This is a genomic window from Burkholderia sp. 22313 (assembly GCF_052045245.1).
Classification (GTDB): Bacteria; Pseudomonadota; Gammaproteobacteria; order Burkholderiales; family Burkholderiaceae; genus Burkholderia.
The window spans coordinates 96809-122145 of the sequence record NZ_JBQEON010000017.1 but is presented as its reverse complement, the minus strand read 5'-3'; the positions used below and the strand labels follow the sequence as shown (position 1 = coordinate 122145).

21 protein-coding genes and 1 pseudogene are annotated in these 25337 nt (G+C 66.5%); 5 read left to right on the top strand and 17 right to left on the bottom strand.

All coding sequences use genetic code 11. The features are described from left to right. Positions 1–149: 149 nt before the first annotated feature. Complete coding sequence (locus tag ACTJKF_RS16255) at positions 150–725, bottom strand: hypothetical protein (RefSeq protein ID WP_440624534.1); 576 nt, start codon at positions 723–725, stop codon at positions 150–152. Positions 726–1174: 449 nt separating this feature from the next. Between ACTJKF_RS16255 and ACTJKF_RS16250 the strand changes: the two genes are divergently transcribed. After that, the gene (locus ACTJKF_RS16250) at positions 1175–2533 is read left to right on the top strand and encodes an aspartate aminotransferase family protein (protein WP_440624533.1); all 1359 of its coding nucleotides are present in this window, start codon (positions 1175–1177) and stop codon (positions 2531–2533) included. 91 nt (positions 2534–2624) lie between these two features. Here the strand turns inward: ACTJKF_RS16250 and hydA are convergent, their stop codons facing one another. The 3 genes from hydA to ACTJKF_RS16235 are packed head-to-tail and all read right to left on the bottom strand — an operon-like array spanning position 2625 to position 6129. After that, on the bottom strand, positions 2625–4040 hold the full coding sequence (gene hydA / locus ACTJKF_RS16245; RefSeq protein ID WP_440624532.1) for a dihydropyrimidinase: 1416 nt from the start codon (positions 4038–4040) through the stop codon (positions 2625–2627). A 10-nt stretch (positions 4041–4050) separates the two neighbouring features. Beyond that, entirely contained in the window at positions 4051–4779 is a 729-nt protein-coding gene (locus ACTJKF_RS16240; protein WP_175687606.1) for a maleate cis-trans isomerase family protein, read from the bottom strand. 51 nt (positions 4780–4830) lie between these two features. Further along, entirely contained in the window at positions 4831–6129 is a 1299-nt protein-coding gene (locus ACTJKF_RS16235) for an MFS transporter (RefSeq protein ID WP_440624531.1), read from the bottom strand. Between the two features lie 173 nt (positions 6130–6302). Here ACTJKF_RS16235 and ACTJKF_RS16230 point away from each other — a divergent pair, with 173 nt between their 5' ends. Both ACTJKF_RS16230 and ACTJKF_RS16225 read left to right on the top strand, forming a co-directional pair. Continuing rightward, a complete protein-coding gene (locus ACTJKF_RS16230; protein ID WP_440624530.1) occupies positions 6303–7016 on the top strand; it encodes a GntR family transcriptional regulator in 714 nt (237 codons plus the stop codon). 70 nt (positions 7017–7086) lie between these two features. Beyond that, positions 7087–7338 (top strand): annotated as a pseudogene (locus tag ACTJKF_RS16225) (Lrp/AsnC ligand binding domain-containing protein); the annotation flags it as partial. A 19-nt stretch (positions 7339–7357) separates the two neighbouring features. Here ACTJKF_RS16225 and ACTJKF_RS16220 read toward each other — a convergent pair. The 8 genes from ACTJKF_RS16220 to ACTJKF_RS16185 form a co-directional block, all read right to left on the bottom strand. Continuing rightward, entirely contained in the window at positions 7358–7975 is a 618-nt protein-coding gene (locus tag ACTJKF_RS16220; RefSeq protein ID WP_440624529.1) for a 3'-5' exonuclease, read from the bottom strand. Between the two features lie 232 nt (positions 7976–8207). Beyond that, positions 8208–9932, bottom strand: coding sequence for a tannase/feruloyl esterase family alpha/beta hydrolase (locus ACTJKF_RS16215; RefSeq protein WP_440624528.1), 1725 nt, complete (start codon positions 9930–9932; stop codon positions 8208–8210). A 33-nt stretch (positions 9933–9965) separates the two neighbouring features. Beyond that, the gene (locus ACTJKF_RS16210; protein WP_440624527.1) at positions 9966–11114 is read right to left on the bottom strand and encodes a porin; all 1149 of its coding nucleotides are present in this window, start codon (positions 11112–11114) and stop codon (positions 9966–9968) included. Between the two features lie 64 nt (positions 11115–11178). Continuing rightward, the gene (mhpT, locus tag ACTJKF_RS16205; RefSeq protein WP_440624526.1) at positions 11179–12384 is read right to left on the bottom strand and encodes a 3-(3-hydroxy-phenyl)propionate transporter MhpT; all 1206 of its coding nucleotides are present in this window, start codon (positions 12382–12384) and stop codon (positions 11179–11181) included. Between the two features lie 263 nt (positions 12385–12647). Then, on the bottom strand, positions 12648–14552 hold the full coding sequence (locus ACTJKF_RS16200) for a feruloyl-CoA synthase (protein WP_440624525.1): 1905 nt from the start codon (positions 14550–14552) through the stop codon (positions 12648–12650). Positions 14553–14563: 11 nt separating this feature from the next. After that, on the bottom strand, positions 14564–16012 hold the full coding sequence (locus tag ACTJKF_RS16195; RefSeq protein WP_440624524.1) for an aldehyde dehydrogenase: 1449 nt from the start codon (positions 16010–16012) through the stop codon (positions 14564–14566). 59 nt (positions 16013–16071) lie between these two features. Continuing rightward, positions 16072–16902, bottom strand: a complete 831-nt coding sequence (locus ACTJKF_RS16190; protein WP_440624523.1) for a p-hydroxycinnamoyl CoA hydratase/lyase — start codon at positions 16900–16902, stop codon at positions 16072–16074. Between the two features lie 233 nt (positions 16903–17135). Beyond that, entirely contained in the window at positions 17136–17675 is a 540-nt protein-coding gene (locus tag ACTJKF_RS16185; RefSeq protein WP_440624522.1) for a MarR family winged helix-turn-helix transcriptional regulator, read from the bottom strand. Positions 17676–18196: 521 nt separating this feature from the next. On the opposite strand from ACTJKF_RS16185, the gene ACTJKF_RS16180 reads away from it, so the two are divergent. Then, positions 18197–19240, top strand: coding sequence for a DUF6402 family protein (locus ACTJKF_RS16180; protein ID WP_440624521.1), 1044 nt, complete (start codon positions 18197–18199; stop codon positions 19238–19240). Continuing rightward, positions 19207–19611: a hypothetical protein gene (locus tag ACTJKF_RS16175; protein ID WP_440624520.1), complete on the top strand. Its 405-nt coding sequence runs from the start codon at positions 19207–19209 to the stop codon at positions 19609–19611. The genes ACTJKF_RS16180 and ACTJKF_RS16175 overlap by 34 nt, the downstream gene beginning before the upstream one ends. A 102-nt stretch (positions 19612–19713) precedes the next feature. On the opposite strand, the gene ACTJKF_RS16170 is transcribed toward ACTJKF_RS16175, so the two are convergent. The 5 genes from ACTJKF_RS16170 to ACTJKF_RS16150 form a co-directional block, all read right to left on the bottom strand. Continuing rightward, complete coding sequence (locus tag ACTJKF_RS16170) at positions 19714–20613, bottom strand: SMP-30/gluconolactonase/LRE family protein (protein ID WP_440624519.1); 900 nt, start codon at positions 20611–20613, stop codon at positions 19714–19716. Positions 20614–20664: 51 nt separating this feature from the next. After that, positions 20665–21684, bottom strand: a complete 1020-nt coding sequence (gene araH, locus ACTJKF_RS16165; RefSeq protein ID WP_440624518.1) for an L-arabinose ABC transporter permease AraH — start codon at positions 21682–21684, stop codon at positions 20665–20667. 30 nt (positions 21685–21714) lie between these two features. Then, positions 21715–23277: an L-arabinose ABC transporter ATP-binding protein AraG gene (gene araG, locus ACTJKF_RS16160; RefSeq protein WP_440624517.1), complete on the bottom strand. Its 1563-nt coding sequence runs from the start codon at positions 23275–23277 to the stop codon at positions 21715–21717. Between the two features lie 20 nt (positions 23278–23297). After that, the gene (locus ACTJKF_RS16155; protein ID WP_440624516.1) at positions 23298–24320 is read right to left on the bottom strand and encodes an arabinose ABC transporter substrate-binding protein; all 1023 of its coding nucleotides are present in this window, start codon (positions 24318–24320) and stop codon (positions 23298–23300) included. A gap of 78 nt (positions 24321–24398) precedes the next feature. Then, positions 24399–25328, bottom strand: coding sequence for a Gfo/Idh/MocA family protein (locus tag ACTJKF_RS16150; RefSeq protein ID WP_440624515.1), 930 nt, complete (start codon positions 25326–25328; stop codon positions 24399–24401). Between the last annotated feature and the right edge of the window lie 9 nt (positions 25329–25337).

Below are 25337 nucleotides of genomic sequence, written 5' to 3'. Positions count from 1 at the left end.
GTTTACCCTGTTTTTACCGAAGCAACACCTCGTATGTGCGCGCACACTCACAATTGCTCGCCCGGCTTTAGAGATATGTTGTCGTATGTTTATGCGCAAAAACTTCAACTAGACATGCCCCGGCCGACGGCGTCCGCCGGGGCAACCGTCTATTCGCCGGCCACCGCGACCGCGCCCGTCACCGGCTCGCGCCCTGCCGACGCGACCGGCTCGAACATCAGCACCAGATCGCCGCGATAAGACCCGTTGGCCGACGCCGCCCCGCCGCCGGTCGGTGCTTGCGCACGGATCTTCAGCGTGCGGGTTTCGTCGTAGCCGTCGAAGCCGTCGTGCGCGGGTTGTGTCAACGTGAGCGTGCGAGCGCCACCGGACGCGATTTCCGCGTCGCCCGCCTGGCTCATCAGCAGAACCTTCGCGTTGACCAGGTCGTCGCGGCCGTTCGACAGCCGTAGCGGCTGCAGCAGCGTGACGTTGATTTCGGGATTCGTCGTGCGAACCCGCATCGGCAGCGCCACGGCAAACGTCCGTTGCCCGGCGTCCGTCGCATTCAGCTCGACCACGCCGTACGCGGCGTTGTCCGGATTCGAAACGAACAGGCTGTCGCCGATATGCGCGGTCAGCGTGATCTTCTTGACGACCGCGTGCGGCGACGCCGGGCCTGCGTGGGCGATGCCGGTCAATGCCCCGCACGCGGCGAGTGCGGCGAGCTGTTTTCCGATCTTCATGGTGTGGTCCCGCATTTCGAATGGTTGATATTCGAGCACCCGATCCCGCCATCACCGGCAAATCCGGAACTCACTTATCCCGAAATTAACCGGCAATATCCCCTTGGAATTCGATATGCCCTGCCGTATGCGCGCGATCGTGTCGGCCGAATGCCATTGCAAACGCATACCGGATTCGCCCGTCAGCCCGGCCCGGCCGGCTTAGGTGCTGCCATCGCGCTACGGCATGCAACAACGATAGGTCGCGAAAAGCCCATTCAACATCCATGGAAACCTTCACGCTTCTTTTCGGTTTCCATTTACCAGTGCTATCTCCAAATCAAATAGAACACACTCGCCTATTGCGCGACTATCCGGCCGCCACCCATCCGCCTCGGTCATTCCCCCTCTGTTCAGCCCGCCACCGCCCGCGCTATCGTTTCCGTACCTTCACAGCCCAGGAGTTGCCTTTGCCTTCCCGCCACGGAGTCGACCTCATCCGCGCCCGCGCGCTGTTCGATCGCGAGCGCCAGGCATTCGCCGAGGCCATGCCGCTCTCCCGCGCGTTGTCCGCGGAAGCGGCCGAGCACCTGCTCTTCGGTGTGCCGCTGCACTGGATGCAGGACTGGTCGACGCCGTTCTCGCTGGTCGTGAAGGAGGCGCGCGGCGCGACGTTCACCGACGTCGACGGTCATCGCTATGCGGACTTCTGCCTCGGCGACACCGGCGCGATGTTCGGCCATGCGCCCGAGCCGGTCGCGCGCGCACTCGCCGAGCAGGCGACGCGCGGCTACACGACGATGCTGCCGAGCGAGGACGCCGCCTGGGTGTCGCGCGAGCTTGCGCGGCGCTTCAAGCTGCCGGTCTGGCAGTTCGCGCTGAGCGCGAGCGACGCGAACCGCTTCGTGCTGCGCTGGGCGCGCGCGGCGACCGGCCGCGACACGATCGTCGTGTTCAACGGCTGCTATCACGGCACGGTCGACGACGTGTTCGTCGATCTCGTCGACGGCCGCCCGGTGCAGCGCGACAGCCTGCTCGGACAGTCCTGCGACCTGCTCGCGAATACGCGCGTGATCGAGTTCAACGATCTCGCTGCGCTCGATGCCGCGCTGAAGGAGGGCGACGTCGCGTGCGTGCTCGCCGAGCCCGCGATGACGAACATCGGGATGGTGTTGCCGGAGCCGGGCTTCTGGGATGCGGCGCGCGAACTGACGCGCCGTTACGGCACGCTGCTCGTGATCGACGAAACGCATACGATCAGCAGCGGCCCGGGCGGCTATGCGGCCGCGCAGGGTCTCGAACCGGACGCGCTGGTGGTCGGCAAGCCGATCGCGGGCGGCGTGCCGTGCGCGGTGTACGGCTTCAGCGCCGACTTCGCGGAACGCGCGAAACAGGCGAAGCTGGCCGCGCCGCCCGGTCACTCCGGAATCGGCACGACGCTCACCGCGAACATGCTCGCGATGCATGCGATGCGCGCCACGCTCGCCGAAGTCGCGACCGACGCCGCGTATGCGCACATGTTCGAACTGGCCGCACGGCTCGCGACCGGGCTCGAACGGGCGATCGCGAAGCACGGGCTGCCGTGGTGCGTGACGCGCATCGGCGCGCGCACCGAGTTCCAGTTCACGCGCACGCCACCGCGCAACGGCACGATCGCGGGCGAACAGCTCGACAGTGAACTCGAGCACATCGTGCATCTGTATCTGCTGAACCGCGGCGTGCTGATCACGCCGTTTCACAACATGATGCTCGTGTGTCCGCAGACGACGGCCGACGACGTCGACACGCTCGTCGCGCAGTTCGACGCATGCCTGGGCGAACTGGCGTGACGTGACGAGCGGCACGCCCGGCTCGCCAGCACGCGCGAGCCGATTGCACTTCGGCAGCACCTTGATGAGCGGGCGCTCACATCGATGGACGTCAATCGAGGCACGGCTTGCCGGCCGGCAGGAACTGCCCGCGCCCCGGCTCGGCCGCGAGCAGCCGGCCGTCCTCGACCAGCAGCTCGCCGCGCGACACGCAATGACGCGGCCAGCCCGTCACCTCGATCCCTTCATAAGGCGTGTAGTCGGCCGCATGATGCAGCGACGCGTTCGCGATCCGCACGCGCTTGTCCGGATCCCACACGACGATATCCGCGTCGGCGCCGACCGCGATCGTCCCCTTGCGCGGATACAGCCCGTACAGCTTCGCGGGCCGCAGCGAGGTCAGCTCGACGAACTGGTGCAGCGACAGGTGCCCCTTGCGCACGCCGTCGAACAGCAGCGGCAGGCGCGTTTCGAGACCGGGAATCCCGTTCGGAATATGGTCGAACGAGACGGCGTGCCCGCCCGGATGCTTGCCGCACGGATCGTCGTAGTTGAACGGCGCATGGTCCGACGAGAATACCGAGAACACGCCCTGCTTCAGCGCCTTCCACACGGCCTGCTGATTGGCCGGATCGCGCGGCGGCGGGCTGCAGACGCACTTCGCGCCTTCATAGCCGTCGTGACCGCCATGGCCGAGATCGGCGGCCGTCAGGTACAGGTACTGCGGGCAGGTTTCAGCCAGAATCGGCAACCCGCGCGACTGTCCCCAGCGGATCTGCTCGATCGCCTCGGCACCCGACACGTGGACGATCAGGATCGGCACGTCGACGAGTTCCGCGAACGCGATCGCGCGATGCGTCGCCTCGCGCTCGACCACCGCCGGCCGCGCATGCGCATGGAAATGCGGCGCGGTGTGGCCGTCGCCGAGCAGCCGCTCGGTCAGCCAGCCGATGCAGTCCGAGTTCTCCGCATGCACCATCACGAGCGCACCGTGCTCGCGCGCGACGGACAGCACGTCGAGCATCTGCCGATCGTTCAGCTTCAGGTCGTCGTAGGTCATGTACACCTTGAACGACGTGTAGCCGTTCGCGATGAGCCGCGGCAATTCCTCGGCCAGCACGTGCGGCGTCGGATCGGCGACGATCAGGTGAAAACCGTAGTCGATCAGCGCGCGCCCTTGCGCGCGCCGGTGATAGTCGTCAACGGCCGCCTGCAGCGACTGCCCCTTCGCCTGCGCGGCGAACGGCACCACGGTGGTCGTGCCGCCGCACAGCGCGGAGCGCGTGCCGGACAGGAAGTCGTCGGCCATCTTCAGCCCGTCGGGCATCGGCTGGTCGAGATGGCAGTGTGCATCGACGCCGCCCGGCATCACGAGCATCCCGCTCGCGTCGAGCTCGCGCGGCGCGCGCGGCAGCCCGTGGCCGAGCATGGCCACGCGCCCCGCGCGAATGCCGATGTCGCACGAGAACCGGTCCGCCGCCGTCACGACGTCCGCGTGACGGATCACGAAATCGAGATCGTTCGACATGGCGCGCGCCTCAGACCACGTCGCTGAAGAGACGCCCCCAGCCCTTCACCTGCCGGGTGTCGTAGTCGGCGAGCTGCAGCGACTTCCACACGACGGTCGAGATCGTGTCGTAGATCGGAATGCCCGTCTCTTCCTCGAGCGCGGGCACCAGGTGCGCGGCGTTCAGGTTCGTGCAGAAGATCGAGATCGCGCGCGGGCCGGCCTTCGCGACTTCGCGCACCATCCCGCCGATCTGGTCGCCCGTCACTTCGGAGAACGAGAAATTGACCTTCAGGTTCAGGTGACGCTCGGCGATGCAGTTCAGCCCCGAGCGGCGATAGTTGTCGACGATCTTCGTCTGCACGTCGTCGAGATACGGCGTGACGAGGCCGAACTCGTGCGCGTTCGTCTTCTTCAGGATCTCGTTGAGCGCGAGCACCGAGGTCGTGGCCGGAATGCCGGTCGCTTCGGTGATGCGCTGGCACAGCCGCTCGTCGGCCTCGAAACCGAGCCAGCCGGACGACGTGCCGTTCCACGCGATCACGTCGACCTTCGCGTCGGCGAGCAGCATCGCGGCCTGGATGATCTTGTCGTCGTCGAACTGGCCGAGCGCCTGGCCCGACAGCGAAATCTCGGTCACGGGGAAGCGCGCGAAGTGCGCGGACACGCCCGGCAGGCCGGCGACCATCGCGCTCGTCAGCGGTTCGAGCGACGTGTTGGACGAAGGGGTGAGCATGCCGAGCAGGGTACGTTTCTTCATGATGGGTTTCTCTCTACCAGTGAATGCAGTCGATGCAGTGGAAAGGGTCGGTCAGACCGGGAGCTTGTTTTCGTAGTCGATCGCGCTGGAGCACACGAGCAGGCCGACGCCGGCCGCCGCGAACACCATCAGCGCAAGGAAGTAGGAACCAGTGAACTGCACGATCGCGCCGACGAGGATCGGCACTGTGACGCCGCCGATGTTGCCGCCGAGGTTCATGAAGCCGCCGAGGAAGCCGATCTTGTCGCGCGTGCCGAGCGTCGACGGGATGCACCAGTACAGCCCGCACCAGCGCAGGAAGAACAGCGTCGACGACAGCAGCGCGACGCACACGACCGGATCCTTCACATACGCGACGGAGAAGATCGACACGGTCGCGATCACCGCGGCGATGCCGAACAGCGTGCGCATCACGACGTTCGGGCGGCCGCCCGCGGCTTTCCACTTGTCGGCGATCCAGCCGCCGAGCAGTTCGCCGACGAAGCCGCAGAAAAAGATGATGAAAGTCGAGCCGCCCATCTGCTTGATGTCGAAGCCGTGCACCTTGTGCAGGTAGTTCGGCATCCACGTGAGCAGCCCGTAGAACACGCTGTTGAAGCACATCCAGCCGAAGAACATGCACCACACCGAGCGGTACTTGAAGAAGTCGCGCGAGCGGCCCGACGCACCGGCCGGCTCGGCCGCGAGGTCGCTCGCGTGCGATGCCTCGATGTAGTCGGCTTCGAGATCGTTGACGCCCGGATGCTCGCGCGGCGTGTTGCGGATGTAGTACCACGCGACGAAACCGGCCAGCACCGTGCCGACGCCGGCCACCGCGAACGCAACCCGCCACGAGCCGAGCAGCGCGATCAGCCCGGCGATCAGCACCGCGCCCAGGGCCGCGCCGAGCGGCGCGCCGCCGTCGAGCAGCGTGGCGCCGCGGCCGCGCTCGGTCTGCGTCATCCAGATCGCGTTGAGCTTGCCGCCGGCCGGGTAGATCGGCGCTTCGGCCGCGCCGAGGCCAAGGCGCGTGAGCAGCAGCGACGGCGCATTCGTGCAGATCGCGGCGATCGCCTGGAAGAAGCCCCAGAACACGGTCGCCGTCGCGATCACGATGCGCGGCTTGAACCGGTCGGCCAGCATCCCGCCCGGGATCTGCATCACCGCATAGGTCCAGAAAAACGAGCTGAGGATCAGACCCTCCATCGCCGGCCCGATGTTGAACTCCTGCGAGATGTAAGGCATGGCGACGGACAGCGACGCGCGATCGACGTAGTTGATCGCGATGAGGCTCAGCATGACGACGAATATCTTCCAGCGGACGGCGGACTTGCCGACCGTCAGGGCGGCGACACCGGAGGTTGAAGACATGGACGGACTCCAGGAGTGAACGAGGATGGTCAGGACGTCGCGCAACGTGGAGTCGAGTATAGGATTAGAAATTTATAATTACCGTTATCGTAAACACTTGGTTTGATTGAGATTGTTTTGTACATACTATGATACAGGGTAAGCCCCGATATCGTGATAAGCTTGCACACACAATGAGCCAGACACCCCGCAATCCCCTGCTTCTGCGCACCCGCGGCATGGCCGCGGAGATCGCCGCGCGCCTGCGCGTGATGATCGACGAGGGCGAATTGCCGCCCGGCGCGCGGATCGACGAAAAGGAACTGAGCCTCGCGTTCGACGTGTCGAAGACGCCGCTGCGCGAAGCGCTGAAGGTGCTCGTCGCGGAAGGCGCCGTCACGCATCGCCAGTACATCGGCTATCGCGTCGCGTCGATCGACATCGACGATCTCGTGTCGACCTTCGAGCTGCTGCACGGGCTGGAGGCAATGGCGGGAGAATTGCTGCGCAAGCGGATCGGCGCATCGACGCTGGCCGCGCTGCAGGCGAAGCACCGGCGGATGGTCGAGTGCCATGAAGCCGGCAAGCGCGTCGAATATTTCCGGCTGAACCAGCAGATCCATCAGATGATCGTCGACGCGGCCGGCAACCCGGTGCTGTCGGGCATCTATGCGTCGCTGATGTCGAAGGTGCACCGCGCGCGCGGCGCCGCGAACGCCGACACGCTGCGCTGGGCCGAATCGCTGCACGAGCATGACGAGATCATGGCCGCGCTCGCCGACCCCGACCATACGTTGCTGCCGCAGGTGCTGCGCAGCCATTCGGAAAACACCGCGCGCGAAGTGCTGGCGATCCTCGATCGCACCAGCACGGCCGATGCGCCGGGCAAGCGGGCGGCCGACGCGTAATGCTTCGGTGACGCTTCGCTAATGTTTCGTGAGGGCCGCTGTGCTCCGACGGCCTGACGGCCCGCTACGCAAGAGCGAGCAGATCGACCCGCTCGACGCGATGAAGCGGACCTTCGAGCGCTGCCCGCAGATCCAGCAGTGCTACTACGTGACCGGGGAATGGGATTTCGTGCTGATCCTGGCCGTGCGCAACATGGATCAGTACAACGCGCTCACGCGCGAGTTGTTCTTCGCGAACAACAACGTGAAGCGGTTCAAGACACGGGTGAGCATGAGCCGCGTGAAGGTCGGGCTCGAGGTGCCGGTGGATCCCGGCGAATGACGGCCGGCGCCAGTCGCTGTCAGCGCGCGCCGGCGGCCAACGCCCCGAAGAACGTCGCGACCTTCGCCTTGCTCGTCGTCTGCAGGCGCGACATGAGCCCGTGATCGATGTGCCGCAGCCCGTAAGTCTCGCCGATGTCGCGCTGCAGCCTGCACCACAGATGGCTCGCGATCTCCGCATCGACCATCGCGCGGTGGGCGCGACCCGTCTGCGGCAAGCGCAGCATGGCCGCCAGGCTCGACAGCCGGTGACTTTGCGCGTGCGGGTAGATGCGCCGCGCGACGAGCATCGTGCAGGCAAACGCATGCTCGGCGGCGATCCCGAGCATCCCGAGCTCGGCCTGCCAGAAGCGCTTGTCGAAGCCGGCGTTGTGCGCGACGACCGGATGGCTGCCGACGAACGCGGCCGCTTCCTTCATGACCGTCGCCACCGGCGGCGCCGACGCGATCATCTCGTTCGTGATCCCGGTGAGCGCGACGACGTCGGACGGAATGCGGCGGCCCGCGTTCATCAGGCTCTGGTAGCGGTCGACGATCTCGCCGTCGCGCAGCAGAATCACGGCGATTTCGGTCGCCCGGTCGCCCATGTTCGGAGAAAGCCCGGTTGTTTCGAAGTCGAGTACCGCTACGGTTTGCATGGTCAGGTCAGAGGAAAGATACCTGGCGCGGAACGTCGGTCAGGACGCGTCGCACCGACGAGAAGCGCCACAGTGTATCCCCCGGATGCCGCGGCGGGCGGCCAACCCGATCGCCATGCGCGGCGCATCGCCGCTTTCGTCGGGACGGACAGGCACGCTCGCCCGATCCGACGCCGAACGACGACGCATGTACCGATGCTTGCGCGCATCGGTACATCGCCGTTTTTCTACGTCAACGACAACTGAAGCTCGCCGCCGAATTCACGTCGCCCGAGCCGTTGTAACGCGCGACCTGCGGATACGGACACAGCGGACGTGTGCGTCCCGCCCCCCACGACGTCGGCACGTCGGCGTTCGGCACCGCATTCGTCGCGTCGCGCGCGGTAGCAACGATTGCCGTGGGCGCCTGCCCCTGCTCGACCCACGCGACGAGCGGCGTCAGCATGTCGAACTGGTCGGCCGCCGGCCCGCCCGAGCAGTGGTTCATCCCCGGCACCGGGTAGAAGCGCGCGAAGCTCGACGCATCGCCGCCGTTCGCCTGTGCGACCTGCGCATACCAGTCGCGTGTGTCGTTGAACGAAAACACCGGGTCGCCGGTGCCGTGATAGACGAGCAGCTTCGCGCCGCGCGGCTTCAGCGCGGACAGGTTGGTCTCGTCGGGCGGCGTCATGAACGACCACGACGACTGCGTGTAGATACCGTTCGTCGCGAAGATCGCCGGCGCGTCGTTGTCCATGTCGAAACCGAGCGCGAAGCCGGCGAGGTTCGCGAGCGTGGCAGCCGTTTTCGGCGGCGTCATGAACGTGAACGCCATCGCGGCCGGGTCGAGCGTGACCGAGTTCGACTGCTTCCATGCGGCCCAGCCGCTGCCGGCCATGCCCGGATCGTACGGAAAGCTCGCGTAGAGCGCCGTGCCCGCGCTGTTGCGTGCGCCCGCGAACACGTTCTCGAGCGCGCCTTTCTGTGCGGTCGTCAGGCACGCGCCGGTGCGTGTGCCGTTCGCGCAGGTCGGGATGTCCGTCTCGACGCTGAAATGCGCCTGGCACGCGGCGACGTCCTGCACCATCCCGTCCGTCGCGCCGTCGAGCGCATCGCACTTGTCGAGGATCTTCGCGCCGACGAACTGACGCTCCGCGTCGGTGAAACCGCTGCGGATATCCGGCAGCCCGTTCGTCCCGGTCGCCGACGCGATCTTCGCGAACTGCTGCGCGCCGTACATCTCGCCGATCGCCGCCTTCGGCAGGTGGAAGCCGGGGTCGCCGGCAATGATCCCGTCGTAGTCGCCCGCGTTGCGCACGGCCGTGACCATCGCGTGACGGCCGCCGTTCGAGCAGCCGCCGAAATAGCTGCGATCGGGCGTCTTCCCGTACGCGAGCCGGATCACCTGCTTGGCCATCGGCGTGAGCGCATCGACGGCGCCGTAGCCATAGTCGAGCCGCGCCTGCGGATCGAGGCCGAATAGCGGGTTCTGCGCGGCGCTGTGCCCGGAATCCGAGCTGATGACGGCAAAGCCCAGGTTCAGCGCGTCGGTCAGCGGCCCGCCGCCGCCGATCTCGCCGGTCGCGGTCACGACGTTGCCGTCGAGCCCGCCGTTCGCCTGGTAGAAGAAGCGGCCGTTCCACGCCTTCGGCAAACGCATCTCGAAGCCGATCGCGTAGGTCTTGCCGTCCACCGCGCTCACGCGCTCGTTCATCTTTCCTTCGATCACGCAGTGCTCGGCGATCGGCTTGCCGGCCACCATCAGCGCGCCGGCGGCCGCGGTCGTCACCGACGTGAACGACGTGTTCGCATACGACAGCTTCGCGGCGAGCGCGTCACAGGTCTGCGCCATCGCGGCCGGCGTCGCGGCGCTCAGGTGGGTCGGTGTGGAACTGACCGAATCGTCGCCGCCGCACCCGGCAAGCAGGGCTGCGGCGGACAACGGCGCAATGCAGAGGAATACCGATTTTTTGTTCAAGATAGCTCCCGTCCGGTTCGTCACGCCGCTGGATCAGAACATGTGCCGCACGCCGACCATCGCGCCGAGCTGCCCCATCCCTGCGCCGGGCGTCGTGCCGGCCCCGCCGCCGCTGACCGCATAGCGCGCATGCGCGCTGTTCCACAGATACGACGATTGCGCGTAGACGGCCGTGCGCTTGGTCAGCAGATAGGTCGCGCGCAGCGTGGCCATCGTCGCGCGCGTGTCGTGCGCGCTGTTGACGATCCGGTAGCCTTCGCCGTCGACGATGAAATCCGGCTTCACCGCATACGACGCACCGACGAAGAACAGGTCCGAATGCGCACCGGGCGCGGCCGGCGAACCGGTCGACACGCGCCGCCCGATCCAGCCCGCGCCGATCCGCGCGCCGGCTGCCTGCGCATACGCGCTCACGTGCGCGCGCGCGTCCTTGCCGCCGCTGCTGGTCAACGCAACCGGCGCCATGCCGTCGAAGAAGTTCGCGGCCGCGCCGGTGCCGCCGCGCTGCTCCTCGTACGACGCCGCCGCACCGAAATACGCGCTGTCGTACTTGAGCATCACCGACCAGTCGCGGCACTGGGTGGCGTCGCCCGGCACCTGCCCCGCGCACGTGCCCTGGCCCGGCGAGTTGCCGGTGCCCGCGCCGTCACGGCCGAACGAATACGCGGCGCCGAGCGTCACGCCGCGATAGGTGCCGACGTAGGTCACCGCGTTATCGGTGCGGCCGTTCGGCACGTAGGCGTCGAACGAGCCGAGGCCGTAGATGTCGGGGCCGATGATGTCCGCGCCCTGCAGCGCGAGATAGGTCATCGTGTACTGGCGGCCGAATGCGAGCGTGCCGAAGCCGCCCTTCAGCCCGACGAACGCCTGCCGCCCGAACAGCCGGCCGCCCTGCCCGAGATCGCCGCCGCGCACGTTGAAGCCGCTTTCGAGCGTGAACACCGCCTGGTAGCCGCCGCCGAGATCCTCCGCGCCGCGCAGCCCCCAGCGCGACGGCAGCTCACCCGTCACGCCCGGCATCCGCACGACGTGGTCGCCCGCCGCGTTCGCGTGCGACACGAACTCGACGCCCGTATCGATGATCCCGTACAGCGTCACGCTCGACTGCGCGTGCGCGCCCGGCGCGGCGAGCGCGCAGCACGCACCGGCGGCCAGCAGGCCGTTCCTTGTCTTCGTTTTCATTCGTTGTGTCTCCAGACCATGGTGAATTGCACGCTCTGACGGCGCGCATTGAAAAAACGTAAGCTCAGTCGCCGGCCCGCGGGCGGCGAATCAGCACCAGCGCGGCGACGGCCGCAACCAGCGTGACGGGAATGCTCGCGCCGATCACGACAGGCGCGCTGCGGCCCGCGGCCAGCAGCGTCGCGGCCGCGAGCGGCCCGACGACGGAGCCGAGCCGGCCGACGGCCACCGCCGCGCCGACGCCCGTGCCGCGCATCGCGGTCGGGTAGTAGATCGCCGCGAGCGCATACAGCACCGACTGGCCGCCGACCACGAACATCCCGGCCGCGAACGCGGCCGCCGCGAGCGACGCGAAGCCGGGCGCGGCGGCAAGCGCGGCGAGCGACAGCACGATCCCGACATACATCCCGCCGACCACACGCGACGCGCGCATCCGGTCGAGCGCCGCGCCGATGCCGAGCGCGCCGAGCCCCGCGCCGACGTTGAACGCGATCTGCACGAGGCCGACGTGCTCGCGATCGAGCCCGCGCGCGGCCATCAGCGAGGGCAGCCAGTTCAGCAGGAAGTAGAGGACGATCAGCGTGCAGAAGTAGCTGACCCACAGCGCGACCGTCGACGTCGTGCGGCCGTCGCCGAACAGCGTGCGTGCGACGCTGGTGCGCGCGGCCTGCGTGCCCGCGACGTCGAGATACGCGCGCGATTCCGGCAGGCACCACACCAGCAGCGGCACGAGCAGCAGCGGCCCCGCGCCGCCGACGTAGAAGATGTGCCGCCATTCGGTATCGCCGGCGAGCAGCACGCCGATCAGCGACGCGATCACGCCGCCGAACGGGATCCCGCAGTACATCGTCGCCACCGCGCTGCTGCGCGAGCGCGGCTCGACCGCTTCGGACGACAGCGCGATCAGGTTCGGCATCGCGCCGCCGAGGCCGATGCCGGTCAGCACGCGCACGACGACGAGCATCGCGAAGGTCGACACCTGCGCGGTGGCGATCGACAGCAGGCCGAACAGCACGGCCGATGCGATCAGCACGCGCTTGCGGCCGATCCGGTCCGCGAGCCGGCCGCCGAGCATCGCGCCCGGCAGCAGCCCGAAGGTGCCCGCGCTGAACGCGATGCCCATCTGCGACACGCTCAATCCGAATTCATGCGCCATGCGCGGCGCGGCGACGCCGACCGACTGCAGGTCGAGCCCTTCGAGCAGTGCGATCGCGAAGCAAAGCGCGAGCGTGGTCGCGACCGTGGGTTTTTCGGCAACGTAAGTGTTCATCGTGTCTCCATCTCCAGTCCCATGTCTTGTAGTCGGTCGGCCCCGTAACGGCCGCCGCGCGCCGCCGCCGGCCAGGGGCGAAGCGGCGCGCGAGCCATCGTGTGACTGGCCGCCTTTATCAGGCAGCCTGATTCACTGGCCGCAAGCGTGCCTGCCGGTGTCGTGGCCGGCCGGTCGTTGTGCGTGCTGGTTGGTGCTTGTTGCTGCTGGTTGGTGCTTGTTGGTGCTTGTTGCTGCCCGGAACTGCCGAGGCGCTGCCCGCCTTACGCGTAAATCACGTCGGGGTCACGCCGTGCCGGGTCGTACAGCCCGTCGATCGTCGTCGCGCGATGCTTCTGCACGGCCGCCTGGTTCAGCGACCCCTTGTCGGTCACTTCGCCGAGATCGAGCGACGGCGGCGTATCGATCAGCCGGATGCGCGCGACGAACGTCGAGCCGCCGCTCGCGTGCCGGTTCAGCGCCGCGAGCCATGCGGCGAACGCCGCACGGACGGCCGGTGCGCGCAGCACATCGGTCACGGATGCATCGGCAGCCAGCCCCGCCAGCGCACGGCACGCATCGACGCGCGGAAACACCAGCAAGCCGATGTCGTCGCGATTGATCCCGGTGACGACCACGTCCTGCACGTACGGCGCCCCGCTCGACACCGCGTTCGCGCGCAACGGCCCGACGCTCACGAACGTGCCGCTGCTCAGCTTGAAATCCTCGGTCAGCCGCCCGTCGAACAGCAGCCCGAGTTCCGGCCGCTCGGGATCGGCAAACACGCCGGCGTCGCCGCTGCGGTAATAGCCTTCGTCGTCGAACACGTCGCGCGGATCGACGTCCGCGTGCCAGTAGCCGCGCATCACGTTCGGCCCCTTGAACCGCAGTTCGAGCTTGCCGCCGCATGGCACGAGCTTCGCGTCGCAGCCGGGCGCGGGCAGCCCGATATAGCCGGCGCGCATCAGCGGCCCCGTCGTGAACAGGCACGACGGCGACGCCTCCGTCATCCCGAGGCCGGCCATGATCCGGATGCGCTCGCCGCAATGCGCGTGGGTCACTTGGTCGAGCCGGTCCCACGCGGCCTGCGACAGCCCCGCGCCGCCGAAGAAATACAGCTTCACGCGCGAGAAGAACGTGTCGCGCAGCTCGGCATCGCGTTCCAGCGCGGCCGTCAGCTCTTCCCAGCCCTTCGGCACGTTGAAGTAGATCGTCGGCGCGATCTCGCGCAGGTTGCGCACGGTTTCGTCGAAGCGGCCGGGCACCGGGCGGCCGTCGTCGATATACAGCGTGCCGCCGTTGTACAGCGCGATGCCGAGGTTGTGACTGCCGCCGAACGTGTGATTCCACGGCAGCCAGTCGACCAGCACCGGCGGCTCGCGTGTCAGCTCGGGCATCGTCTGGCGCAGCATCTGCTGGTTGCTGCACAGCATCCGGTGCGTGGTCGGCACGGCCTTCGGCTGCTTCGTCGAGCCGGACGTGAACAGGATCTTCGCGAGATGATCGGGGCCGACCGCCGCGTGGATGTCGTCGATCGTGCGCGGGACGGTGGCGAGCAGGCGCGACAGCGGCACCGCACGGGCCTTTCCGTCTGTGCTGTCGTCGAGCTCCGCATCCGCATCGTGCGCGACGATCAGCACCGCATCGGCCGGCAACGTCGCGTCGAGCGCGCGCGTGAACGGCGCGCGTTCAGCGACGAACACCGCGCCCGGCCGCAGCACGCCGAGCGTGTGACGCAGCTTGCCGTAGTCGGTCGACACCAGCGAATAGGCAGGCGAGATCGGCGAGTACGGCACGCCGGCCAGCATCGCCGCGAACATCAGTTGCAGATGCTCGAGATCGTTGCCGGACAGCACCGCGAGCGGACGCTCGACCGACAGCCCGAGATCGACGAGCCCCTGGCCGATTGCGCGGGCGCGTTCGAGCATCTGCGCATAGGTGATCTCGATCCAGCGGCCGTCGGCGCCGCGCCGCGCGGCCAGCACGCGGTCCGGATGCGCGTGCGCGCCGCGCACGAGGCAGTCGGTCACGCGCGTCGGGTAATCGCCGAGCGGCTCGCGCGAACGCAGGTACCAGGTCCCGCCGTCCTCGCGACGAATCTCGGCCGCGCCGACCGCGACGGCCGCCGCGCGATAGCGCACGCCGCTCGTGTCGTATGCGACCTCGCCCGGAGGCTTCGCTACATTCATCGTGGCCTCGCTCAAATCGGGTAATGACGCGGCGTGGTCTGCACGGTGATCCAGCGCAGCTCGGTGAATTCGGCGATCGACGCGCGGCTGCCGAAGCGGCCGTAGCCGCTCGCCTTCGTGCCGCCGAACGGCATCTGCGCCTCGTCGTGCACGGTCGGCCCGTTGATGTGGCAGATGCCCGATTCGATCCGGCGTGCGAGCGCCATCGCGCGTGCGATATCGCGGCTGAACACGCTCGCCGACAGCCCGAACTCGCTGTCGTTCGCGAGCGCGACCGCTTCGTCGTCGCTGTCCGCGCGCAGGATCGCCACCACCGGCGCGAACGATTCCTCGCGATACAGCCGCATGTCGCGCGTCACGCCGTCGACGATCGCGGGCTGCATCGTCGCGCCGTCGATCCGGCAGCCGAGCGGCAAGCGCGCGCCGTGCGCCCGCGCATCCTCGACCAGCGCCCCGGCACGCGCGGCGGCCGCCGCATCGACCATCGTGCCGAGCGGCTGGCCGGCGCGCGGATCGTCGGCGACCAACGTGCGCGCCTTCCCGGTCAGCCGTTCGACGAGCGCATCGGCGATCGGCCGCGCGGCGATCACGCGCTCTGTCGACATGCAGATCTGCCCCTGGTTGAAGAACGCGCCGAACGCGATCGCGTCGACGGCCGCCTCGAGATCCGCATCGTCGAGCACGAGCACCGGCGCCTTGCCGCCGAGTTCGAGCAGCACGGGTTTCAGGTGCGCGGCCGCGTGGCGCGCGATGATGCGCCCGACGTGCGTCGACCCGGTGAAGTTGATCCGCTTCACGTGCGGATGCGCGATCATCCGCTCGACGAGTTCGGGTGCATCGGCCGCCGCGTGCGTGAGCACGTTGACGACGCCCGCGCCGAGCCCGGCATCGTCCAGCGCCGCGCCGATCAGCGCGTGCACGCCCGGACACGCTTCGGACGCCTTCAGCACGACCGTATTGCCGCACGCGAGCGGCATCGCCAGCGCACGCGTGCCGAGGATCACCGGCGCATTCCACGGCGCGATGCCGAGCACCACGCCGCACGGCACGCGCATCGCGAGCGCAAGATTGCCGGGCACGTCGGACGGGATCACGTCGCCGTCGATCTGCGTCGTCATCGACGCGGCCTCGCGCAGCATGTTCGCCGCGAGCGTCACGTTGAAGCCGAGCCAGCCGGGTGTCGCGCCGGTTTCGGCGACACCCGTCGCGACAAACTCGTCGATACGCGCGTCCATCAGATCGGCTGCCTTCAGCAGCCGGCGGCGCCGCTCGGTCGGCGCGAGCGCCGCCCACGCGGGGAACGCGCGGTGCGCGGCGTCGATCGCCGCGTCGGCGTCGGCCACGCCGGCCGCCGGCGCGCGCGACGCGAGCGCGCCGGTCGCGGGGTTGCATCGGTCGAAGGTTCGCCCGTCGCGGGCGGTACACCACTCGCCGGCGATCAGCATCCGTCTGTCGGTCATGTCGTCTCCTGCCTTGCCTGTCTGTTGCGGTTGCGTTGGCGGTTGCGTCGGCGCTTGTATCAGCGCTTGTATGCCTGCAGGCCCGGCTTGATCGTCTTGTCGTCGAGGAACTGCTTCAGCCCCTGCTCGCGGCCGCGCTCCGGATCGCGCAGCTGCGCCTGGTCGAGCTTCGCATACAGGTAATCCTCGCACTGCTCCCACGTGAGCTCACGCGAGCGCTTGAAGCCGTGTTTGGCCGCGCGCAGCACGACCGGGTTCTTGTCCATCAGCCGCGCGGCGAGCGCGATCGTCGCGTCGCGCAGGCCGGCCAGCGGCACGCTGCTGTTCACGAGGCCCATGTCCGCCGCTTCCACGCCGGTGAACGTATCGCCGGTCATGATGTAGTGCAGCGCGCGGCGATGCCCGACCGTATCCGCCATCGCCTTGCTGACGAGGTTGCCCGGCGGAATGCCCCAGTTGATCTCCGACAGCCCGAACACCGCTTCGTCCGCGGCGATCGCAAGGTCGCACGCGACCAGCGGCGAGAACCCGCCGCCGAAGCACCAGCCGTTCACCATCGCGATCGTCGGCTTGTTGTACATCCGCAGGCGGCGCCACTGCCATTCCGATGCGTCGCGGCGCACCTTTTCCTGCAGCGCGTCGGAGCCGCCGTCGATCTCGCGGAAATATTCCTTCAGATCCATGCCGGCCGTCCATGCGGCGCCCGCGCCGGTCAGCACCAGCACCTTGGCCTCATCGTCGAACTCGACCGCGTCGAGGACCTCCAGCATCTCCCGGTTCAGCGTCGGGCTCATTGCATTGCGCTTGTCCGGACGGTTCAGCGTCACCCACGCGATGCCGGCCTCCACGTTCACGTCCACGGTCTGCCAGCGGTTGTCGTACTTGCTCATGTCGGTTCCTGTCGTTCGTTCCTGTGCGATTCGGTGCGCAGCATTCCTGCTGCGGACGGCTTCATTTAATATCAGGCTACCTGATATTGCAAGCGGCACGAATGGCGGTGTAAACCCGGAGCGGAAGGTGGCGCAACGACGGCGGAATCAGGGAACGACCGGGCGGCCGTCGACGAAAGGCTGGCAGCCGATGCGGGCCGCACCGGCCCGCATCGTGAAGATTCGGAAACGGCTCAGCCGCGCAGGTTGCGCGAGAACAGTTCGAGCGCGCGCTGCACGTGCGCGGCGTCGTCGGTGGAAATATCGCCGAGCATGCGCGTCTCGAGCGGGCGCAGCACGGCTTCGCATTCGCGCAGCATCGCCGCGCCTGCGTCGGTCAGCGTCAGCAGGATGATGCGGCCGTGCGAAGGGTCGGCTTCGCGCGTGACGAAACCGCGGGCGGCCATCACGCTCATCACCTCGTTCGCCGATTGCGGCGTGATCCACGAGCGCTCGGCCAGTTGCGCGTTCGACGACGCGCCGCGCGCCTCGAGCACCGACAGCGCCGTGTATTGCGCGAGCGTGATGCCGAGCGGCGCGAGCGCGTCGGTCATGTGCCGGCGCAGCAGCCGGTCGAGACCGCCGATCACGTAGGTCAGGCGCTGTTGCACGCGCGGCTTCGGCTTGTCGCCCGTGGCGCGGGTGGCACTTTTCGCGGCGTTCTTCACGGTGCCTGCCGTGGCGCTCGTCGCGGCGTTTTTCGGATTCGCGGGCTTGGTCGGTGCGGAACTCATGGTGCGGGCGGGATGGAATTGCGGGCCATCTTACCAGCAGCGCGGGGGGCGAACGCATAGTCGCGACATCACTCTCAGCGTACCTCCATGTACTCAGTTGCCTCGTATAAGTACGAAATTATCGGCGGACACACTAATTAAATTACCAAAATCAATCGACTCTCATCTTGAAAATGGTTCAACACTTCGTGACGGGGTAAAAGAACAGTTTCGCCCCAACCTTCACATGGCGGAGTGACTACGATACCTGAGCCAACAAGGGTCAATATGGAACGAGAGTTCTATTAATTATTAAATAATACTAAATAAATTATCAATCTATTGGCTAAATCCATTTATGACCGACGTAAAAAAGATTCCTTACTATAAACCGCAAAAAGGATTGCTAGGGCCAGAGTTGAAGAAGTATGAGGGGGGCACGAGGGTGCATCCCGCTTGAAACTCAAAAAACTGTGTCAATCGATAAACTAGCTCCGGGCGAAAAACCATCGCCTCCCCCTCCACTGCCACCAAAGCCGGTAGTGGAACCGCCCAAAACTCAGAAGCAAGCTGAAGCAGCGCAGCCGAAGCAACAACCGAAGACCAAAGAACCACCAAAGCAAGACGAGGCCGAAGTTTGCGAGAATCCCCCGCCCTTTGATTTGCAAGATGTAACTATTGCAATGGATAACTTGGGCTGGAGAGTATCAGCCAAACTCGCACGCATTTGGTTTGCGAGTTCCGAGCATATTTACAATGACAATGCCAAGTCAATTCAACCAATAGACAGCAATAGCGTAACTCTTGACTGGACATTGAAGTTTGGAAGTGTGCGGAGGAAATATGAAAAACTTCTTTCCGAGGATATCTATCGAGACGCCGCCATAGTCGAAGCAAGAACAAAAATTCTTGCAAAAATCAACAAGATGCTCTCAGAAGACCGAGGAGCAAATCTCAATATCAATACGGCTCAATTTTTGTCGGATATCCGTCAATTCCATATCGATTGGCAATTTCAGCTTGCCTCGATCAACAATTGGGACACGCTCGAAAATCTCGCACCAACCGACCTCACGGGAGCCTTGGCGAATTTTAATATATACGCAGCCATCGGAAAAATTGAGGTCGCCGGCGAAAAGTATTTTAGATACGAGAAAACAAGCAATTTTTATTGCCTAAACGCCATCGTAAAAATTACGCATGTGTACATTTACATCAAAGATAATTATTCATTTAATGGAATTCAATATTTGGGGCATTGGAATAAGCGTGGCGTGATCATCGCGCCGGGACCTGTGATAAGTGGATCGGCGTCCAGTTCGCCAAAGCGCGATACTGATGTGGACATCTGGGTAAAAAGCATCAACAAGCCCGTGGACACGAGAAAAAGCCTTTTCGGGAAGTTCAAAGAGCCTGACGTGTTCTATCCGGTCTACAACTCGGACTACAATAGGTGGCGCGCCAAGCATCATAGAGGCGGGGACTTTATGATATATTCAAAACCCGTCTTTATGAAGTTGAAGAAACCTGTTGAAATAAAACTTGGTGAAATATGCAGATTAGCGCCCCCAGAATCACTGGGTTAGCCATTCTTGTGTTTTTGCTGATTGGCTTTTCCATTCATATGACCAGGCCAAATTATGGTCGGTGTGATTTTTTTGAAAAAGAACTGAACGGGGGGAAGAAAGAATTCGGAGGCGTGGAATATTACGCAAAGTTGTGCGGCGCGAATATTCGGAATGGGCATGAAGTGAGATTTCAGCTTTTTGATGGAACTGGAGAATTGCGCGCTCAACGCTATTTTTCATACTACGTAAATTCGGCAACCGAGCGAGATCTGGTAGATGGTGTCGGAGGAATCGTATATTACGATAGCTCAAGCAGCGATGTGATGCAGTTGCTTGCGATTCCGCCCACCAAATGGGATTGGATTCGTGCCCGACTACCTTTATTTTAATTGTGGTGATTGTGTGTAAAAGAAAAAGCCCCCGAACCTTCACAAGTCGGTGGCTTTCGTTTTACCTGCCAGCCGATAGAACCTGCCGTCCACACCCGCCATTCATCCAGTACGCGTCCCCGCGAACCGCGCGGTCGGCAAGCCCGCATGGCGCGTCTGCGCGACGAACACGCCACCGGCATCGGCGTCGCTCTCCAGCGCGTCATCGCTCAACCCGACGCGCGCGCTCGTCACGTACAGCCGCCCGTCACCGTCGAGCGCCGCGCAGCTCGGCTGCGCGGTCGGCACCGCGATGCGTTCCGTCTCGACGCCGTCCGCGGCGTAGCGCACCACCCGCCGCCCACCCCACTGCGCGTTCCACAGCCCGCCGTCGCGATCCATCGTCGAGCCGTCCGGGTCGCCGTCCGCATCGGTCAGCCGCGCGAACGTTCGCACGCCGGCCACACCGGCGCGGCTGTAATCGCACACGAGGATTTCACGCACGAGCGAATCGCAGAAGACCATCTTCGTGCCGTCCGGCGAGAACGCGATGCTGTTCGCGATCGCGGCCGCCGGCAGCGCCAGCCGCTCGAGCGTGAGATCGGGATTGAGCCGATAGAACCCGCCGATCGCGCGCGGCGGATCGCCGCCTTCGTCCTTCATCCCGAACACGAACGCGCCGAACGGATCGCACCGCCCGTCGTTCAGCCGCGTCGGCAGCCCGGGTTCGACGTCGACGATCCGCGTGAACGCGCCGCTGCGCAGATCGAAGAACGCGAGATGCGTCGCGAGCCCGACCAGCAGCACGTCGGGGTCATGAGTGAGCGCGAAGCACGTGAGCCGTTCGGGCATCGGCCACTGCGCGAGATCCGAGCCATCCGCGCGGCAGCGCCACAGACACGCGCCTTCGATGTCGGTCCAGTACAGCGCGCGCGTCGCATCGCACCACGTCGCGCCTTCGCCGAGCGTGTTGCGGCTGTCGACCAGCAAAGCCGCCGTCGTGCCCGGATGAGTCTGTTGCATGCCGTCTCCCGATATCCGTCGTATCCGCCCGCGGCCGCGCGTTCGTCGAAGTCAGATCTTCATCGCGCGCCGCTGGTTGCGACGATACTGGTCGAACAGCACCGCGAGCAACAGAATTCCGCCGCGTATCAGATATTGGTAAAAGGTGGGCACGTTCAGGAGGCTCATCGCGTCCTGCACGGAGCCCATGATCAGCACGCCCACCAGCACGCCGGAGATCGTCGCGACGCCGCCCGTCAGCGACACGCCGCCGAGCACGCACGCGGAGATCACGCCGAGCTCGAGTCCGACCGACGTCTTCGGATCGCCGAGGCTCATCCGCGACGCGAGCATCACGCCGGCGAAGCCGGTCACGAGCCCCTGCAGCACGAACACCATGATCTTGATGCGCATCACCGGCAGCCCCGCGAGCAGCGCGGCCTCGCCGTTGCCGCCGACGGCCAGCACGTTCTTGCCGAACACCGTCTTGCGCAACAGGAAGCCGAACACGACGAAGCCGACGATGTTGCTCCAGATCGGATAGGAGATGCCGAGGAACGAGCCGGCGCCGAGCTCGAAGAAGCGCTCCTCGGAGATCATCACCGCGTCGCCGTTCGACGTGATGAACGCGAGCCCGCGCACGACTTCCATCATCGCGAGCGTGACGATCAGCGAATTGATCCGCCAGCGCGCGATCAGCACGCCGTTCACGAGGCCGACCGCGCCGCCCGCGAGGATGCCGGCCGCGGTGCCGAACAGCACGCTGTGCGTCGCGGTGATCAGCGTCGACGCGACGACGCCCGAGAACGCGACGATCGACGCCACCGACAGGTCGACTTCGCCGAGCGCGAGCACGAACATCATCGTCACCGCGATCGACCCGATCAGCGTGACCGACAGCAGCAGGCCCTGGATGTTGCGCGGCGTGAGGAAGTCCGGCACGGTCAGCGACAGCGTCGCGAACAGCACGAGAAACACCATCACGATGCCGGAGCGGTTCATCAGTTGCCACACGCCGCCGCGCGTTCGCGCGGGCACGGCCGGGGCATCCGGGGACGGGGAAGTGCGTTGGGGTTGCATTGCCTGGCTCATAACGTTTGCTTTCCGGTTGACTGCAGGCCGCTAGCGCGGCAGCGCGAGCTTGATCAGCGCGTCGGGCGTCGCCTGCGCCTTCGCGACCTCGCCCGCGATACGTCCTTCCTTCATCACGATGATGCGGTCCGACACGCCGATCACCTCGGCCAGATCGCTCGACACGAGGATCACCGTGCGGCCCGCTTCCGCGAGTTCGTAGAACAGGTTGTAGATTTCCGCGCGCGCGCCGACGTCGATGCCGCGCGTCGGCTCGTCCATCAGGAACACGTCGATGCGCTCGGCCAGCCAGCGCGCGAGCACGACCTTCTGCTGGTTGCCGCCCGACAGCGCGCCGATCGGTGTGTCGCCGTCCGGGGTCTTGATCGCGAGCCGCTCGATGTATTGCTGCGCGAGCGCGCGTTCGCGCCGCGCATCGAGCAGCATGCGCGCCGGGCTGAAATGACGGCGCGCGCTGATGTTCAGGTTGTCGGCCACCGACGCGATCGCGACGATGCCTTCCTGCTTGCGGTCCTCCGGGCACAGCGCGATGCCGGCCCGCACCGCATGGCGCGGGCTCGCGAACGCGACGCGTTTGCCGCCCAGCTCGACGTGGCCGCCGCTCGGGCGCGCCGCGCCGTACAGCAGCTTCATCAGCTCCGAGCGGCCCGCGCCGACGAGCCCGAAGAAGCCGACGATCTCGCCGCGCCGCGCGGCGAACGACACCGGCTCCGACAAGCCCGGCCCGGTCAGCCCCTTCGCCTCGATCAGCACGTCGCCGGCCGTGCGCGGCCGGTAGCCGTACACGTCCTCGATCGAGCGGCCGACCATGCAGCCGATCAGCCGGTCGCGGTCGAGATCGGCGACCGATTCGAACGTCTCGATCCGGCGGCCGTCGCGAAACACCGTCACGCGGTCGCACAGCGCGTCGACTTCCTCCATCCGGTGCGTGACGTAGATGATCGCGCGGCCCTCCGCGCGCAGCGAACGGATGATGCGGAACAGTTGCGTCGTCTCGCGCGCGGACAGCGAACTCGTCGGTTCGTCGAACGCGATCACGCGCGCGTCGCGCATCAGCGCCTTGCCGATCTCGATCATCTGGCGCTGACCGATCGACAGGTACTTCACCGGGATGCCCGGATCGATGTGCTCGCCGAGCCGCTCCAGCGCATCGAGCGCGCGCACGGCAAGCGCGCGCTCGTCGACCACGCCGCCCCGGCTCGGCAACTGGCCGAGCATCAGGTTTTCCGCGACCGTCAGCTCCGGCACCAGATGCAGTTCCTGGTAGATGATCGCGATGCCGGCCTCGAGCGCGGCACGCGTCGACGCGAAGCGCTGCACCGTGCCGTTCAACGTCAGCGTGCCGGCCTGCGGCTGGTTCACGCCGGACAGCACCTTCAGCAGCGTCGATTTGCCCGCGCCGTTCTCGCCCATCAGTCCGTGCACCTCGCCCGCGCGCACCGACAGCGACACGCCGTCGAGCGCACGCACGCCCGGGAACGTCACCGTGATGCCGTCGAGCGCGAGCAGCGCGTCGCCGGGCGGCGGCGCGCCGGCGCCTTGCGTGGCCGCGGCGCTGGTGCCGGGCACGGCCGTGATCGTCTGCATCGTCATTGCGTCGTCGCCCCGCTCGCTCAGATGCCGAGCTCGGCGCGCACGGCCTGCCAGTTCGCGCGCGTCATCAGCTTGCCGCTCGTCTGCGTGTCGGCCGGCGGCATCTTGCCGTTGCGGATCCAGTCGACCAGGTTCTGCGTGCTGTCCTTGCCGTGGTTCGTCGAGCTGACCGCGATCGTCCCGTAGAAGCCGGTCGGCTCCTTCTTCTGGAATTCGGCGAACGCCTCGCCCGCGCCGTTGATGCCGACGCCGATCACGTCGGCCGCCGGGATGTGCAGCTGTTCGGTCGCGCGCACGGCGCCGAGCACGGTTTCCTCGTTCAGCGCGTAGACCACCCACTTCTTGATGTTCGGATGGCGCGCGAGCACCGGCGCTGCCGCGCTGAACCCGCCTTCGTCGTCGGTCGTCTTCTGCGGCGCATCGAAGATGTTGTCCTTGCGGAAGCCGTTCGCGAGCAGCGCCTGCGTCGCGCCGTCGGTGCGCAGCTTCGCGGTCGGCAGCTCGTTGTTGGTGATGCGCAGCGCGCCGACTTCTTCCGGCTTCCAGCCGCGCCGCTTCATCTCGTCGGAGATCGCCTGGCCGACCTGGTTGCCGATCTTGGTCGCCGACATCCCGAGGTGCGGCACGTTCGGCAGCGGCTTGCCGCTCGAGTCGACGAGCTGGTCGTCCACCGTCACGAACTTCATGTTGTAGCGCTTCGCGCGCGACGCGATCGCCGGCCCGAGACGCACGTCGGGCGCGCAGATCACGAAGCCCTGCGCGCCTTGTGAGCCGAGGTTGTCGATCGCGGCCAGCACCTTCTCGCCGTCCGGCGTGCCGATCTTCACGACCGAGAAGTTCTCCTTCTGGCCGAGCGCGGACGCCGCGTTCTGCTCGTTGATGAACCAGGCCTGTTCCGGCATCTTCACCAGGAAGCCGATCTTCAGCGGCGTGTCGGCGTGCGCGGCGCCCGTCATGCCGAGCGGTGCGATGCACAGCGCGGCCAGCAGCGCGCGCAGCGTGTGGCGGCGGATCGTTCGATTCGTGCGATTCGTGCGGTTCATGCGTGTCTCCTTGTATTGGCTTGGGTCTTCAACTTCCGTCGTGCCGGGCCGCGCTCGCGATGGCGCGCCGGCACGTTTTCAGCGGCCGAACGCGTCGGTCCCGACGCGCCGCCCGAACAGGAACGCGTCGGCGACGAGCCGCAACGGCCTGACGTCGACGTCGCTTGCGCCGCGCGCGATCAGCGCGCGGAAATGCGCGTACAGCGCCGGATACTCGCGTTCCGGCCCGATCTCGACCGGCTCGCCGCCGATCGACAACTGCGCGCCGCCACGGCTGATCGCGAGCACGCCGTCCGACGTATCGACCGCGATCTCCCATTGCTCGACGGGGCCGTGGCGCCAGTCGAATTCCGCACGCACGGGCACGCCGTCCGTGTCGGCACAATCGAGTTCGGCCGCGATCGGCATCTGCGCGTCGCTCGGCACGTAGAGCGTCGCTTCGCGCAGCACGAGCTCGCGCGGCAGGATCCGCGTGACGATCGACAGCGCGTTGATGCCGGGGTCGAACACGCCGAGGCCGCCCGGCTCCCAGATCCACTGCTGCCCCGGATGCCAGCGCCGCACGTCCTCCTTCCAGCGCACCTGCACCGCGCGGATCGTGCGCGTCGCCAGCCACGCGCGCGCCGGTTCCACCGCGCTCGCGCAGCGCGAATGCCAGGTCGCGAACAGCGTGAGGCCGCGTTCGCGCGCGAGTGCGTCGAGCGCGGCCACTTCGCCGAGCGTCGCGCCCGGCGGCTTCTCGAGCATCACGTGCTTGCCGGCTTCGAGCGCGGCGCGCGCCTGAGCGTAGCGCACTTGCGGCGGCGCGCACAGCGACACGGCGTCAAGCTCGGGTTCGGCGGCCAGCAGCGCGTGCAGATCCGGATAATTGCGCACGCCGTTGACTTCCGCGTGACGGCTCGCACAGGCGGTCAATGCGAAGCCCGGTTCGGCGGCGATCGCCGGCAAATGCTGGTCGCGCGCGATCTTGCCGATCCCGATCACGCCCAGTGAAATCACCTTGCTCATCTGCGTTCC